Annotated in this window: 11 protein-coding genes and 1 tRNA gene; 4 read left to right on the plus strand and 8 right to left on the minus strand. The window is 72.1% G+C overall.

The window, feature by feature from the left end; all coding sequences use genetic code 11:
• Positions 1–26 precede the first annotated feature (26 nt).
• The 3 genes from AB0M52_RS04165 to AB0M52_RS04175 all read right to left on the minus strand — a co-directional run bounded on the left by AB0M52_RS04165 (position 27) and on the right by AB0M52_RS04175 (position 4,567).
• Positions 27–100, minus strand: a tRNA-Met gene (locus AB0M52_RS04165).
• Between the two features lie 252 nt (positions 101–352).
• Positions 353–3,361 carry a UPF0182 family protein gene (locus AB0M52_RS04170; protein ID WP_363948654.1) on the minus strand — a complete coding sequence of 1,003 codons (3,009 nt, stop codon included), beginning with the start codon at positions 3,359–3,361 and terminating at the stop codon, positions 353–355.
• Between the two features lie 192 nt (positions 3,362–3,553).
• The gene (locus tag AB0M52_RS04175; protein ID WP_363948656.1) at positions 3,554–4,567 is read right to left on the minus strand and encodes a PDZ domain-containing protein; all 1,014 of its coding nucleotides are present in this window, start codon (positions 4,565–4,567) and stop codon (positions 3,554–3,556) included.
• A gap of 115 nt (positions 4,568–4,682) precedes the next feature.
• On the opposite strand from AB0M52_RS04175, the gene AB0M52_RS04180 reads away from it, so the two are divergent.
• A complete protein-coding gene (locus AB0M52_RS04180) occupies positions 4,683–5,981 on the plus strand; it encodes a zinc-dependent metalloprotease (RefSeq protein ID WP_363948658.1) in 1,299 nt (432 codons plus the stop codon).
• A 132-nt stretch (positions 5,982–6,113) separates the two neighbouring features.
• On the opposite strand, the gene AB0M52_RS04185 is transcribed toward AB0M52_RS04180, so the two are convergent.
• Positions 6,114–6,758, minus strand: coding sequence for a hypothetical protein (locus tag AB0M52_RS04185; RefSeq protein WP_363948659.1), 645 nt, complete (start codon positions 6,756–6,758; stop codon positions 6,114–6,116).
• Positions 6,759–6,891: 133 nt separating this feature from the next.
• Positions 6,892–7,413, minus strand: a complete 522-nt coding sequence (locus AB0M52_RS04190; protein WP_363948660.1) for a M48 family metallopeptidase — start codon at positions 7,411–7,413, stop codon at positions 6,892–6,894.
• A 547-nt stretch (positions 7,414–7,960) separates the two neighbouring features.
• On the opposite strand from AB0M52_RS04190, the gene AB0M52_RS04195 reads away from it, so the two are divergent.
• The 3 genes from AB0M52_RS04195 (at position 7,961) to AB0M52_RS04205 (ending at position 10,763) form a co-directional block, all read left to right on the plus strand.
• Positions 7,961–8,128, plus strand: a complete 168-nt coding sequence (locus AB0M52_RS04195) for a DUF5679 domain-containing protein (RefSeq protein ID WP_012014940.1) — start codon at positions 7,961–7,963, stop codon at positions 8,126–8,128.
• Between the two features lie 195 nt (positions 8,129–8,323).
• Positions 8,324–9,424, plus strand: a complete 1,101-nt coding sequence (locus AB0M52_RS04200; protein ID WP_363948661.1) for a TOMM precursor leader peptide-binding protein — start codon at positions 8,324–8,326, stop codon at positions 9,422–9,424.
• A 10-nt stretch (positions 9,425–9,434) separates the two neighbouring features.
• Positions 9,435–10,763, plus strand: coding sequence for an AarF/ABC1/UbiB kinase family protein (locus AB0M52_RS04205; protein WP_363948663.1), 1,329 nt, complete (start codon positions 9,435–9,437; stop codon positions 10,761–10,763).
• A 334-nt stretch (positions 10,764–11,097) separates the two neighbouring features.
• On the opposite strand, the gene AB0M52_RS04210 is transcribed toward AB0M52_RS04205, so the two are convergent.
• The 3 genes from AB0M52_RS04210 to AB0M52_RS04220 form a co-directional block, all read right to left on the minus strand.
• Positions 11,098–11,463: a WhiB family transcriptional regulator gene (locus AB0M52_RS04210; RefSeq protein WP_363948665.1), complete on the minus strand. Its 366-nt coding sequence runs from the start codon at positions 11,461–11,463 to the stop codon at positions 11,098–11,100.
• Between the two features lie 133 nt (positions 11,464–11,596).
• Positions 11,597–11,881 carry a hypothetical protein gene (locus tag AB0M52_RS04215; RefSeq protein WP_363948668.1) on the minus strand — a complete coding sequence of 95 codons (285 nt, stop codon included), beginning with the start codon at positions 11,879–11,881 and terminating at the stop codon, positions 11,597–11,599.
• A 139-nt stretch (positions 11,882–12,020) separates the two neighbouring features.
• Positions 12,021–14,171 carry an ATP-dependent DNA helicase UvrD2 gene (locus AB0M52_RS04220; RefSeq protein WP_363948670.1) on the minus strand — a complete coding sequence of 717 codons (2,151 nt, stop codon included), beginning with the start codon at positions 14,169–14,171 and terminating at the stop codon, positions 12,021–12,023.
• Between the last annotated feature and the right edge of the window lie 71 nt (positions 14,172–14,242).

A 14,242-nucleotide genomic window follows, 5' to 3' on the forward strand; every position in this document is an offset into this window, starting at 1 on the left:
GCTACTCCGGGGCATCTGCGTGGTAGTAGCGGGGACAGGATTTGAACCTGCGACCTCTGGGTTATGAGCCCAGCGAGCTACCGAGCTGCTCCACCCCGCGTCGGTAGATCCACCGTAGCGCACCGACCCGGGCCGGCGCAAAACGACCCCACGGAACGCCCAAATGCCGCGCCCGTCGGCCCGGCCCGGTGCGGGCCGGACAACCTGGCCTGCCGCGCCCCGAACCTGCCGCGCCCCGAACCTGCCGCGCCCCGAAACCTGCCCGGCCCAGAAACCTGCCCGGCCCAGAAACGGTCAGGGCCCGCAGCGGCGATCGAGGATCGCCGGGCCGCGGGCCCTGACCGTTCGGTCGTCAGCCGCCCGGTGACGGCGCCGGGTTGTTCGGCGCGTTGTTCCCACCGGCTGCCTGCTGAGCCTGCTGGAACGCGGTCAGCGCTTCGTCCAGCGCCTTCAACGCGCGGCCGTACCGCTCGAAGTCGCCGGACGCCTGCGCGGCCCGCACCTCGGTGATCGCGGCCTGGACCCGGTCGGCGGCCGCCCCCAACTCGCCGGTGAGCGGCGGTGCCTGGCCCGGCGTCGGCGTGGCCGACGGGGTGGCCGATGGCGTGGCCGACGGCTCCCCGCCGTCGCCCGGCGGCTCCTCACCCCCGGTCGGCGGCGGGTTGCCGGCCGCCGCCCGCTTGCCCTGCTCGACGAGCTGCTTGATGCCGTCGGCCGGGTTGTCGGCCAGCACCACGAAGGAACCGCCGTCGCCGTAGGAGAGCAGCACCTTCTGCAGCAGCGGGTACGCGTCCGTCTGGTTGCTCTTCACGTAGACCGGCTCGACGTAGAGCATCCCGTTGCCGAACGGCAGCGAGAGCAGATTGCCGTACTGCACCTGGGCCTGGTTCGAGGAGAGCAGGTTCAGCTGCTGGCGGATGTTGGCGTTGTTGGTCATCTGCTGGTGCACCTGCACCGGGCCGGAGACCCGGGTCTGGTCCGGCAGCTCCAGCACCTGCAACGTCGGCTTGCCGTCCTCGTACGACGCCGAGATCAACGCGGCCAGGTTCTGCCGGCCGTTCGGGGTGACCGCGCTGGTCAGCTGGAAGCGCGGCGCCTCCTGCCCGGGGAACTGGGTGTAGAGGTAGTACGGCGGCTGCTTCACTCCGCTGTCCGGCGCGTCCGGCACGTTCGGCACCTGCCAGAAGTCCTGGCCCGAGTAGAAGTCGCCGGGGTTGGTGACGTGGAACCGGGTCAGCAGGTTGCGCTGCACCTTGAACAGGTCGGCCGGGTAGCGGAAGTGGTCGGCCAGCGACGGCGGGATCTCGGCGCGCGGCTTGATCAGGTCACCGCCGAACGCCTTGTTCCACGCCTTGAGCACCGGGTCGTTCTCGTCGAACTCGTAGAGGGTGACCGTGCCGTCGTACGCGTCGACGGTCGCCTTGACCGAGTTGCGGATGTAGTTGACGTTCTCCCGGGCGAGCTGGATGGTGCCCCGGCCGGTCAGCTCGTCGGTGGTCTCCTGCTGGAGGTTGACCCGCTCGGCGTACGGGAAGGTGGCGGCGGTGGTGTAGCCGTCCACGATCCACTGCACCCGGCCGTCCACCACCGCCGGGTACGGGTCGCCGTCCAGGGTGAGGAACGGCGCGACCTTCTCCACCCGGTCCCGCGGGTTACGCACGTAGAGCAGCTTGGAGTTTTCGTTGACCGCCTCGGAGAGCAGGAAGTTCGCCTCCTGCTCCTTGATCGCGTAGAGCAGCCGCCGGGTGAACGACCCGATCTCGACGCCACCCTCGCCGGTGTAGGCGTAGTACGACTCGCGTCCCTCGCCGCTCTCACCGGCGGGCCGGTCGAACTCCGCCGGGTTGGCGTCCGGGTTGGGCTTGCCGACGATGGCGTAGTCGCCGCCCTGCATCCGCTCGCCGTAGTAGATCCGGGGCTGGCTCGCCGGGATCTGATCGGTGGGCGAGGAGCAGGATTCCTGCGCCCGCTCGCCGAGGAAGCCGGAGACGAAGAACGGCTGACCACCGCAGACCACCTGGTTGGCCGGGGCAGCCACCACCCCGTACCCGTGGGTGTAGACGGTGTGCCGGTTGATCCAGTTGCTCTGCTGGGCGGTCAGCTCGCTGTAGTTGATCTCGCGTACGCCGACCACGTAGTCCTGGGTCTTGCCGTTGACCGTGTACCGGTCGATGTCGAGCTTCGGGCCGAAGTCGTAGAAGCCACGGACCTGCTGGAGCTGGGTGTAGGTCTGGCTGACCAACTGCGGGTCGAGCAGCCGGGCGTTCGGCACCACCGAGGTGTCGGTGGCCAGGCTATCCTGCGGGGTCAGGTTGCTGGCCGCGTACGCCGAGGTCTGTGCGTTGTCCAGCCCGTACGACGCGCGGGTGGCCTCGATGCTGCGCTGGATGTACGGCGCCTCCTTGTCCCGGGCGCTGGGCTTGACCTCGAAGGTCTGCACCGCCCAGGGGTAGATGCCGCCGATCGCCACCGCGGACACGCCGAGCAGCGCCAGCGAGATGCCCGGCCAGACCAGGTTCCGCATCCAGGCGTTGGAGAACACGATGATCGCGATCGCCACCACCACGGAGATGTAGGCCAGAATCTCCTTGGCCGGCAGCAGCGCGTTGATGTCGGCGTACCCGGCGCCGTAGACGCCCACGCCGTCGTTGTACTCCAGCAGCATCGACCGCCGGTCGAGCACGTACGCGACCGCCTTGAGCAGGACGAAGACCGCGACCAGCGTGCTCAGGTGGGCCCGGGCGGCGTTGCTCATCCGGTCACCCACGCCCTGCAGGCGCACGCCGCCGAAAAGGTAGTGCACCGCCAGCGAGCCGATCAGCGCCAGCACCACCGCGGTGAAGCCGAGCCCGAGCAGGAACCGCCAGAACGGCAACTGGAAGACGTAGAAGCCGACGTCGACGCCGAACTCCGGGTCGACGACGCCGAAGTCACCGCCGTTACGGAAGAGCAGCCACTGGTTCCAGCGGCTCTGCGCCGACAGACCGGCGAAGAGGCCGACGATCGCGGCGGCCGCCGTGATCCACAGCCCGAGCCGGGGGCCGAGCAGCATCCGGTAGCGCTCCAGAGTGGCCTGCTCCGGCGAGTGCGGCCGGTGCCGGGGGCGCAGTCGTTGGGCGAGCCATAGATTGCCGCCGACGATCGCCCCCATCGCCAGGCCGGCGGCCAGGAAGAGCAGCAGCCGGGTGACGATCACCCCGCGGAACACCCCGGTGTAGTCGACCTCGGAGAACCAGAGCCAGTCCGTCCAGGCCTGCACCCCCCAGCCCAGCAGGGTGAACAGGACGAACACCCCGATCAGGACACCGATTGTGACGCGTCCGCGTCGGCTCATCCTCGGCAGGGGGCTGCTGCTACGCATGACCACTGTTGGCTCCGCACGCTCGATATGATCGGCTCCGACCAGGCACCCAGAGTACGGGGTGTTCCTGAATGCGTCGGCGCAAGGTCGCGGCGCACCTCGTGCGCCGGGTCGCGACCCGACCGTACGGCCCGCTCGCCAGCCCTGGCCACGCGCGCTGTCGGCGGGGTGCCCGGACGGCTACGGTGCGGGTCAGCAGTGGGTCGGCTGCCCCCCGGACCGCAGCGTCTCCAGCGCTACCATCGCCTCGTCGAGCGAACCCACCTTCACCAGTGGCAGGTCCGGCTGCCGGTTGCGGACCGCCTCGGCGCAGTTGGCTGCCGGCACCAGGAAGGCCGTCGCGCCGGCTCGCTTCGCCCCGACCAGTTTCTGTGGGATGCCACCGATCGGGCCGACCCGACCCGAGTCGTCGATGGTGCCGGTGCCCGCGATGACCCGGCCGCCGGTGAGGTCCTCCGGGGTCAGCTTGTCGATGATGCCCAGCGCGAACATCAGACCCGCGCTGGGGCCGCCGATGTCCTTCAGGTCGATGGCGAGGGTGAACGGGTGCGGCTGCTGCTGCTCGATCTCGACGCCGATGCGGGGCCGACCGTCCTGTTCCTGACTGGTGATCGTGTCAGTGTGGGCCACGCCGTCGCGGGTGTAGCCGATCCGCAGCGCCGTGCCCGCCGGCTTCGCCCTTATCAGCTCGGTCAGCCGGGAGGCCAACGGCACCGGCTCCCCGTCCACCGAGGTCACCACGTCGCCCGAGCGAAGCACCCCGGCCGCCGGGCCGTCGGCGGCCACCGTCTTGACCACGACCTGCACCTCGTACCCCAACTCCCGCAGCGCGGCGGTCTCCGCGCTGGTCTGCGAGACCTGGAAGTCCTCGGCGTTGCGCTGTTCGACCTCCTGCTGGCTCTCTCCCGGCGGGTAGACCAGCTCACGCGGCACCACCGCCTGGTCCTCGGAGAGCCAGCCCTGAATGGCCGAGCGCAGCTTGACGCTGGGCTGCACGCCCACCGTGGTCAGCCGCAGTTGGCCGGCGGAGGTGGAGGTCTCCCGGCCGGTGACCTGGATTACCTCCTTGCCGTCCTCCTGCCCGAGGGTGTCGACGGTCGGACCAGGACCGAGTACCACGTACGGGACGGGCGCGCCGAGCACTCCGATGCTGAGCAGAGCGGTGAGCAGAGCACCGAGCAGGACGGTCACGCCGCGACGTCTCATGCGCCAGAGCGTACCGAGCCGGGTGACGGCCCTCGGCCGGCACGACGACAGACTTCGCCCTCAGCGCAACAGCGGCAGCGGCGACCGGGGGCGCTGCGCGCGTACCGTAGAGGTCGTGCCTGATATTCCGTTCGGTTTCGCGCTACCGGGTGGGCAGCCGCCCGACCCCAACGACCCCGCGCAGATGCAGCAGTTCATGTCGCAGTTGCAGCACCTGCTCTCCGCGCCGGGGAGCGGGCCGGTCAACTGGGACCTGGCCCGCCAGGTGGCGGCCAGCCAGCTCGCCGCGTCGGGCGACCCGGCGGTCTCGCCGTACGAGCGCAACGCGGTGGAAGAGGCGCTGCGCATCGCCGACCTGTGGCTGGAGCCGGCCTCCGCCCTGCCCTCGGGCATCCGGACGGCGGTGGCCTGGAACCGCAATGAGTGGATCTTCAAGACGCTCGACGTCTGGCGCAAGCTGTGCGACCCGGTGGCCAGCCGGATGGTCGGCGCGATGGGTGACCTGGTGCCGCCGGAGGCCCGGGCCCAGCTCGGCCCGATGCAGTCGATGGTGGCCACCCTCGGTGGCGCGCTCTTCGGCGGTCAGCTCGGCCAGGCGCTCGGCTCGCTCGCCGCGGAGGTGCTCTCCGCCGGCGACATCGGCCTGCCGCTCGGCCCGGCCGGAACGGCCGCGCTGGTCCCGGCCAACATCCGCAGCTACGGCGCGGGGCTGGAGCTGGCCGAGGACGAGGTACGCCTCTACGTGGCCCTGCGTGAGGCCGCGCACCAGCGGTTGTTCGAGCATGTGCCGTGGCTGCGCGGGCACGTGCTCAACGCCGTGGAGACGTACGCCGCCGGCATCCGGGTCAACCGAGAGGCGATCGAGGAGGCGATGGGCCGGGTCGATCCGACCGACCCGGAGTCGATGCAGGCGATCGCCCTGGAGGGCATCTTCACTCCGGAGGACAGCCCGGCGCAGAAGGCGTCGCTGGCCCGGCTGGAGACCGCCCTCGCCCTGGTGGAGGGCTGGGTCTGCCACGTGGTGGACGGTGCCGCCGCTGGCCGGCTGCCGAACGTGGTGGCGCTGGGCGAGGCGTTCCGCCGGCGCCGGGCGGCCGGCGGGCCGGCCGAGCAGACCTTCGCCGCGCTGGTCGGGTTGGAGCTGCGGCCCCGCCGGCTGCGCGAGGCCGCCGCGCTCTGGGCGGCGCTCACCGAGCACCGGGGCATCGCCGGGCGGGACGCGCTGTGGGGACACCCCGACCTGCTGCCCTCCGACGACGACTTCGCCGACCCGGTGGCCTTCGCCATGGCCGATCTCGACCTGATGACCGAGCTGGAGAACTTCGACTTCTCCGCCCCGGGCGGGCCGGAGGAGAAGGCACCGGGCGAGACGGACCGCCGCGACGACACCGAGGGCGGCGAGAACCGCTCCTGACCACCCGCACCCGCGCCGGCCAGTCGTCTTCATCGGCCGGTCAAGGCCGGCGTCCGGGTGAAGATCACGCTCGATCCGGGATCGAGTGGCCTCGTCGACACGGCGAGGCCAATCGACCCGGATCGAGCACGATCACATTCCGCCCGGTCGGCCGGCGCCGGAGAGCAGGGCGCGGGTGTTCTCCCAGCCGTTCAGGGCCGGATCGAGCCGGGCCAGGTCCGACGGGCCACGCAACCGGTGCCAGGACGGCGTCACCGCCAGGTCACCCGGGCGGGGCGCCGCCGCGCGCACGGCCGCGGGCACGGTGGCGTCCATGTCCACCGACGGCAGCCACGACGGTACGGGCAGCCGGGCGGCCACGCCCAGCACCCCCGGGACGCCGCCCTCGACCGGTGCGATCGCCACCGGCCGGCTGGTCAGCGGGCGCAGCAGCTTGCCGACGGTGAGTCCGGGCAGGTCGGGTGCGTCCCCCGCGACCACCGCCGCCTGCTCATAGTGACCGTCCGCCCCGCCGGCCCCGCTGGGCCCGGTCAGTGCGGCGAACACGGCGTTCGGGGTCGGCTCGGGCACCTCGTACACGGTCGTACCCGGCCAGATCACCGCGTCGGCCAGCCACCGGTCCGCCGGGGTGACCGCCACCGCGGTGTCCACCTCGTTGAGCATGGCGAGCAGATCCACCACGTCCTCGGCGAGTGCCGTACGCCAGTCCACCGGGTCGGCGCCGGGCGGCGCCCAGGCGACCGGCGCGAGGAGCGCCACCACCACACGTCGGGCCATTCCCCGACCCTACGCCCGGCCGCGAACCCGGTTCCCGGCACACCGGGCGGGGAGCCCACCGGCTGCCGGCTGTCGGCGGTGCCCGGTATCGCCGACGAGACCTGGCCACCCACCGTCGCTACGACGGGGTCGCTCAGGGCGCGCCGGAGACGGCCGCAACGCCCTCCAGGTAGCCCCGGGCGCGTTCGGTCTTCGGGTACCTGCCGACCAGGGCCCAGAACTCGGCGTTGTGGCTGGGCACGATGAGATGGGCGAGTTCGTGCAGCAGGACGTAGTCGATCACCCAGTCCGGCATGTCCTGGATCCGGTGCGACAGCCGGATCGAGCGGTCCGCCGGGGTGCAGGAGCCCCACCGGCCGTTCTGGTTGTTCACCCACCGGACGCTGGTCGGCAGGGCCTGGTCGCCGTACTCGGTCAGGTAGAGCCCGATCAGCCGGCCGGCCCGGGCCAGCAGCTCCCCGTCGGAGCGGGCCAGCCGCCCCTCCCGGGCGGCGAGCCGGGCGAGCATCCGGTCGACCCACTCGCTCTCCTCGGCCCGGGAAAACTGGTCCGGGATGAGGACGACGACCCGTTCACCGTCGCGGTAGGCGGACACCGTGCGTCGCCGGCGCTGGCTGCGCCGTACCTCGACGACCGGCTTCCGCGCCCCAGCCATCAGTGGACCGCGCAGCCTCGGTTTGCTGTCACGTTGGCAAGCTAATGCGTTGTGACCAGGGGTCCGCAAGAGTCAACCCACCGACACGCGTCCGGAAAATGGGGATTGGTCGCCAGGAGTCCCGAAAATTTTCTTGCCGGACCGGCGGGAGACGCAACGATCACCCTTCGTGGTGGCCGACGAGGTGTCACACCGGCGGCGCCGACCAACGGTAGATGATCACCGCAGCGTGCCTGACGCCGGGGTCCAGTGTCGGCCTGGCCCCTGGTTTCCGGGGCACTACCAGCGAATTTGCGGGCCCCCAGTCGGCGTGTCCCCGCCAAACTGACTGATCTGACCCAAATTGCCGTGCACACTCTCGACGTCGCCTTGCTCACAGTGGCAACGCGCAGCTGACATGGAACCGCCCACACCTGGGTAGGGTCCGCCAACCAGTGGTCACGTGGGTGGCCGCCGGAAGAGTCCCAGCGCCGGGCGCCGTACGCGGCCGCCGCCGGGAAACCCGCCGGACCGGTATCGACCGGCGGACGAGACGAGGAGGCACACCGTGGCCGACCAGGCCCAGACCTACAACGGTTACTGCGTCAAGTGCAAGGAGAAGCGGGACTTCGAGGGCCGCGTCGAGGTCTCGAAGACCGGCATGAACATGGCCAAGGGCAAGTGTCCGGTGTGCGGCACAACAGTGAACCGCATCCTGGGCAAGGCGAAGGTCTGACGTACGCAAAACCGCGAACGGGGGTGGCCGGTGGCCACCCCCGTTCGCGTTCCCCCGCTCACTGTCCGGCGGCCGACTCAGTTACCCGCTGGTTGTGGATATCTCGCCGAATCCTGTGGACAGCCCTGGATCTGAAGCTGCCCACCTGTGGACAACGATCGACGGACAGCAGGGAAGCGGTCACTATTCGTGCCCATGCAGCTGTCGACGAAGCGCCCGCCGTCCCCCCGCCCCACCCTGCTGCCCGGGCTCAGTCAGCTCTGGCGCGACCGGCACACCCTTCAGCTCGGGCTCGGTCAGGAACGGGCCGTCCTGGTCGAGGTGGCCGACCCACGGGCCGCCCGGCTGCTCGACCTGCTCGACGGCACCCGCAGCGAGCGGCAGGTGCTGACCGGGGTGACCGGGACGGGCGTCCGTCCGGAGCACGCCCGGGCCCTGCTCGACGCCCTGCGTACCGCCGGCCTGGTGGTCCCGGCGCACACGCTCCTGCCCCGGGACCTCGCCGGCCCCCGCCGGGCCCGGCTCGCCGCGGAGGCCGACGCGCTGGCGCTCGCCGCCGCCCGGCTTCCGGGGACCCCGGCCCAGGTGCTCCGGCGCCGCCTGGCCGCCCGGGTGACGCTCACCGGCGCCGGCCCGCTCGGCGCCGCCATCGCCATCGCCCTGGCCCAGGCCGGTGTCGGTCACGTTCATCCCGACCTGCCCGGCTCGATCCGCCCGGTCGACCTCGTCGGCACCGGCATCGCGGCCGGCGAGATCGGCCGCCCGCTCGACCAGGCGGTCCGGGCAGCCGTGGCGCGGGCGGCACCCGGCACCGGCACCGGCCCGATCCGCCGGCACCGGCCCGACCTGGTGATCCAGCTCGGCACCGACCGGCCGGCCGCGCTGCTGGCCGCCGGCTACACCCAACGGCGGCAACCACACCTGCTGGTCGACGTCCGGGAGGGCGTCCCGGTGATCGGGCCGCTGTTCCGCCCGCCGGTCGGCCCCTGCCTGCGCTGCCTCGACCTGCATCGCGCCGACCGGGATCCCGACTGGCCGGCGCTCGCCGCCCAGCTCGCCAGCGGCTCGGCCGTTCCGACCTGCGCCACGAGCACCCTCCTGGCGGCCACCGCGTACGCCGTGGCCGAGGCGCTGGGCCAGCTGGAGGGCGGCACCCCGGAGACCCTCAACGGGGCGATCGAGGTCGCGGCGGCGGGCAACGTCCGGCGCCGCCACTGGCCGCCGCACCCCCGCTGTGGCTGCGGAGCTGGCGGCCAGCCCGGCCGCACGGCAGCAATGGGCACGCCGGTTCGGTAACAATGACCAAGTGACCGACATCCCGCGCCGGGCCGTGTCCCGGACCGCCAAGCTCGCCGCTCTGCCGCTCGGCTTCGCCGGCCGGACCGTCCTCGGCATGGGAAAGCGCGTCACCGGGCTCGCCTCCGACGTGATCTCGGCGGAGATCCAGCAGCGCACCGCCGAGCAGTTGTTCAGCGTCCTCGGCCAGCTCAAGGGCGGGGCGATGAAGTTCGGTCAGGCGCTGTCGGTCTTCGAGGCGGCGCTGCCGGAAGAGATCGCCGCGCCCTACCGGCAGGCCCTGACCAAGCTCCAGGAGGCCGCGCCGCCGCTGCCGGCGGCGAGCGTGCACAAGGTCCTGGCCGACCAGCTGGGCCCCGGCTGGCGGGACCGGTTCGTGACCTTCGACGACTCGCCGGCCGCCGCGGCCAGCATCGGCCAGGTGCACCGCGCGGTGTGGCAGATGCCGGACGGCGATGCCCGGGACGTGGCCGTCAAGATCCAATATCCGGGTGCCGGCGACGCCCTACTCACCGACCTCAAGCAGCTCTCCCGGCTGGGCGGCATGTTCCGGGCCATCCAGCCGGGGCTGGACGTCAAGCCGCTCCTGGCCGAGCTGCGGGAAAGGATCACCGAGGAGCTGGATTACGAACTGGAGGCGGAGTCACAGCGGGCGTTCGCCGCCGCGTACGCCGATGATCCGGAGATCTACGTACCAGCGGTGTTCTCCGCCTCGCCGCGAGTCCTGATCACCGAATGGGTCGAGGGCACTCCGCTGGCCGACATCATCCGGGCCGGCACCGAACAGCAACGGAACGAGGCCGGCCGGTTGATGGCCACCCTCCACCTGTCCGCGCCGGCCCGGGCCGGGCTGCTGCACGCCGATCCGCACCCGGGTAACTTCCGGCTGCTGCCCGACGGCCGGCTCGGCGTGATCGACTTCGGCGCGGTGGCCCGGATGCCGGAGGGGACGCCAGAACCGATCGGCCGGATCGCCGGGCTGGCCCTGCGCGGCGACGCCGACGAGGTGGTGGCCGGCCTGCGGGCCGAGGGTTTCGTCAGCTCCGACGAGCCGATCGAAGCCCGCGCACTGCTCGACTTCCTGCGCCCGATGCTGGAACCGATCGCCGCCGACGAGTTCCGGTTCACCCGGGCCTGGCTGCGCGGCGAGGCCACCCGACTGGCGAGCCCGCGCTCACCGGCTTACCAGCTCAGCCGGCAGCTCAACCTGCCGCCGTCGTACCTGCTCATCCACCGGGTGACGCTCGGTTCGATTGGCGTGCTGTGCCAGCTGGAGGCCAAGGCCCCCTACCGCGGCATCCTGGAACGCTGGCTGCCCGGCTTCGCGCCGGTCGGCTGACCCGCGACCGACCCCGTCGGCGACGCCCTTGCGCTCGACGTGAAACGGCGGGCGGGGACCTCCGGTCCCCGCCCGCCGTTTTCGGTGTTCGTCCTACAGAGCGCCCAACTCGCGGGCCGACCGGGCGCGGCCGGCCATCGCGACGGTACGGGCGGATCGGGTTGCCTCAGTGCTCGTGGTGGTGCGACCGGCCTGAGGCCGGAGCATTCGAGCCCTCGACAACGCTTCGTGAAGTAGGTGCATCTCGGCGACTCCGTTCGGAAGGTGCAGCATGGTGGTCAGCTTTCTCGTGGCCGGTTCGGCACCGGCGGGGTTGGTCCGGATCGGGAACATGTCAGGCAGCCAGCCGGACGGCGCTGCGCGACGTGGCAAGGCCGTTGGCCGCCAGCCGCGCCTCGGCCTCGACCCGCAGCGCGGCGTCGCGGGCGAGGTCCTCCTTACGCGGGCGGCCACGGGGCCGCTTGCGCGGAACGACCGCGCCACGCTCGAAGATCTCGCCGCCCCAGACGCCCCAGGGCTCGGCCCGCTCGACCGCGCCGGCCAGGCACTCGACGCGCAGCGGGCAGTCCCCGCAGAGCGACTTGGCCAGTTCCAGCTCGGTGGGCGAGTCGGAGAACCACAGGTCGGGGTCGAACTTCCGGCAGGGCAGGTTCGCCTCCACCTCGACGCTCACGTCGAGTGGGGCCAACGCCAGACTCATCGCCCGGTCACCTCTCTCTCACTTCGATCTCGTGGATCGCTGTTCCGACGTACTTCGGCGGTGCAAAAAAAACTGAGGCCGCGGATCCCGGTGTGCGGGTTCCGCGGCCTCGAGGTGAGCCGGTGGTCTGGTGTCAGACCGGTCTACCTCGAGGTGGAACACCGCGGACGTCCATCCGCTTGCTGGCGCCATCGACGCCCTTGCCCGTGAAGCCACTGGTCCCCTGGATCCCGTTCGGCGTCGGTGCGAGGATCAGCTCGGCCTGAACCTCGACCCGGTGCACCTGCGGAGCCCACGGTCGTGCAGCGGCGACGGTCGCCCGGCCTTCCGCCACTGGAGCAACGGTGGTCAGGGCAGCCGACAGCGAAGCGACGGCAACGGGCAGCGCCGTCGGACGCTGGTTGATGTAGCTCTCCACTGGTGCCACCTCCTTGACGTTCACTCGCGATCGACTCGGACACATCCCCCGTGAGCAGCCCGAACAGGGCCCCCTCCCGAGGTGTGCCCTGAGGCTATGCCGGTCGGTGGGGCGAGGGCAAACGAATTAACGGTCAGATTCAGAAACTTTTCTGCGGGCAGATTTCGTCGACCGCCGCGCCGCCCACCAGCGCCAGCACCGCCTCCCCGTACAGGCCGAGTTTGCGTGGCCCGATGCCGGCGATGGCGACCAGTTCCTCGGCCCGGGCCGGCCGCCGTTCGGCCAGCGCGACCAGCGTGGCGTCGGTGAAGACGACGTAGGCGGGCACTTTCTGCGCCCCGGCCACCCGCAACCGCCACTCGCGCAGCCGCTCGTGCAGCTCGTCGTCGATGTCCGACGGGCAGGTGGCACAGCGGCCGAGCTTGCGGTCGGGCCCGGCGAGCAGGGTCGCCCCGCAGATCCGGCAGGAGACGATCCGGTTGGCGCGCCGCTGCGGGCCGGGCGCCGGACGGCCGCCGGCGGCCCGCTCCGCGCCGCCGGTGGGGGCCAGCTGAGGCAGGAACCGGCACGGTCGCCGGGCCCGCCCACCCGGCGAACGCGCCGAGGCGTACGACAGCCAGAGCCATTCCCGGGCTCGGGTAATGCCGACGTAGAGCAGCCGGCGCTCCTCCTCGACCTGCTCGGTGGTACGGGCGTACGTGGTGGGCAGGGTGCCCTCGGCGAGACCGACCAGGAAGACGGCGTCCCACTCCAGGCCCTTGGCGGAGTGCAGGGAGGCCAGCGTCACCCCGTCCACGGTCGGCGCGTGCTGCTGTGCTGCCCGCCGGGCCAGTTCGTCATTGAAGTCGGCCAGGGTGACCGGGCGCTCCACCGTGGCAGCCACCCCGAGGGCCCTCAGGTCGGGCGTGGCCGCGTACTCCTCGGCGAGCTGGACCAGCGCGGCCAGCGCCTCCCACCGCTCGCGGGCGGCACCACCGGGCGGGGGCGCGTCGGGCGCCCAGCCGACACCGGCGAGCGCCTCGACCACGGCCGCCCGCAGCGGGGTCTCCCCCGGGATGGACCGGGTGGCCGCGCGCAGCGCCACCATCGCCTGGCGCACCTCGGCCCGCTCGAAGAACCGCTCGGCCCCCTGCACCAGGTACGGCACGCCCGCCTCGGCCAGCGCCTTCTCGTACGCCTCGGACTGCGCGTTGGTGCGGAACAGCACGGCGATCTCGCGGGCCGGCGTGCCGGCGTCGACCAGGGCACGGCAGCGGGCGGCGACCGCGTTCGCCTCGGCCGGCTCGTCGGTGAAGATCCGCCGCTCCGGCTCGGGGCCGGCCGGGCGCTGGCCGACCAGCTCCAGGCGCAGCCGCGACTCGGTGCCCCGCGCCTGTGAGATGACCGCGTTGGCCAGCCCGACCACCTGCGGGGTGGACCGGTAGTCGCGGACCAGCCGGACCACGGTGGCACCCCGACGCCGGCGCGGGAAGTCGACCAGGTACGCCGAGGTCGCCCCGGTGAACGAATAGATCGTCTGGCTGGCGTCGCCGACCACGGTCACGTCGTCCCGGCCGCCCAGCCAGGCGTCCAGCAGCCGCTGCTGCAACGGGTTGACGTCCTGGTACTCGTCGACGACGAAGTGCCGGTACTGGTTGCGGACCTGCTCGGCGACGTCCGGGTGCTCCTCGATCCCCCAGACCGCGGCGCGGAGCACGTCCTCGAAGTCGATCACCCCGCCGGTCCGCTTGAGCTTCTCGTACGCGGCGAAGACCTCGGCGACCTTCGCCGGCTCGTGCGGGGTCTCCCGCAGCGCCTTGGCCGCAGCCACCACGTACTCCCCCGGCTCCACCAGGGAGGACTTGGCCCACTCGATCTCACCGGCGAGGTCCCGGGCGGCCGTCCGGTCGGCCCGCAGGCCGGCCCGGGCCGCGGCGAGGGTGACCAGCCGGACCTTGCTGTCCAGCAGCTCCGGCATGGCCCGCCCGTCGAGCAACCGGGGCGCGAAGTAGCGCACCTGGCGCAGCGCCGCCGCGTGGAAGGTGCGCGCCTGCACGCCGGCCACGCCGAGCAGCGCGAGCCGGTGGCGTAGCTCCGCGGCGGCCCGGGCGGTGAAGGTGACCGCGAGCACATGCCGGGCCGAGATCTCGCCGGTCAACGCCCGGTGCGCGATCCGGGACGTCACGGCCCGGGTCTTGCCGGTGCCGGCGCCGGCCAGCACGCAGACCGGACCGGCCGGGGCGGTCACCGCGGAGCGTTGTTCCGGGTCGAGCCCGGCGAGCACGCGTTCGGACACGGAGTTAACCACCACAGCGGGGAATTGTCTCAGCTGCCAGCGACGTTGCAGCGGATAGCCTGTACCTGATCGGCGAGCAGCCGGGC

Origin of the sequence: Micromonospora sp. NPDC051296 (assembly GCF_040682255.1) — a bacterium.
Classification (GTDB): domain Bacteria; phylum Actinomycetota; class Actinomycetes; order Mycobacteriales; family Micromonosporaceae; genus Micromonospora; species Micromonospora craterilacus.

Excerpts from the sequence above, each read along its gene's own strand:
- AB0M52_RS04170 (WP_363948654.1), bottom strand. The coding sequence starts at position 3,361 with ATGCGTAGCAGCAGCCCCCTGCCGAGGATGAGCCGACGCGGACGCGTC.
- AB0M52_RS04175 (WP_363948656.1), bottom strand. The coding sequence starts at position 4,567 with ATGAGACGTCGCGGCGTGACCGTCCTGCTCGGTGCTCTGCTCACCGCT.
- AB0M52_RS04185 (WP_363948659.1), bottom strand. The coding sequence starts at position 6,758 with ATGGCCCGACGTGTGGTGGTGGCGCTCCTCGCGCCGGTCGCCTGGGCG.
- AB0M52_RS04190 (WP_363948660.1), bottom strand. The coding sequence starts at position 7,413 with ATGGCTGGGGCGCGGAAGCCGGTCGTCGAGGTACGGCGCAGCCAGCGC.
- AB0M52_RS04200 (WP_363948661.1), top strand. The coding sequence starts at position 8,324 with ATGCAGCTGTCGACGAAGCGCCCGCCGTCCCCCCGCCCCACCCTGCTG.
- AB0M52_RS04210 (WP_363948665.1), bottom strand. The coding sequence starts at position 11,463 with ATGAGTCTGGCGTTGGCCCCACTCGACGTGAGCGTCGAGGTGGAGGCG.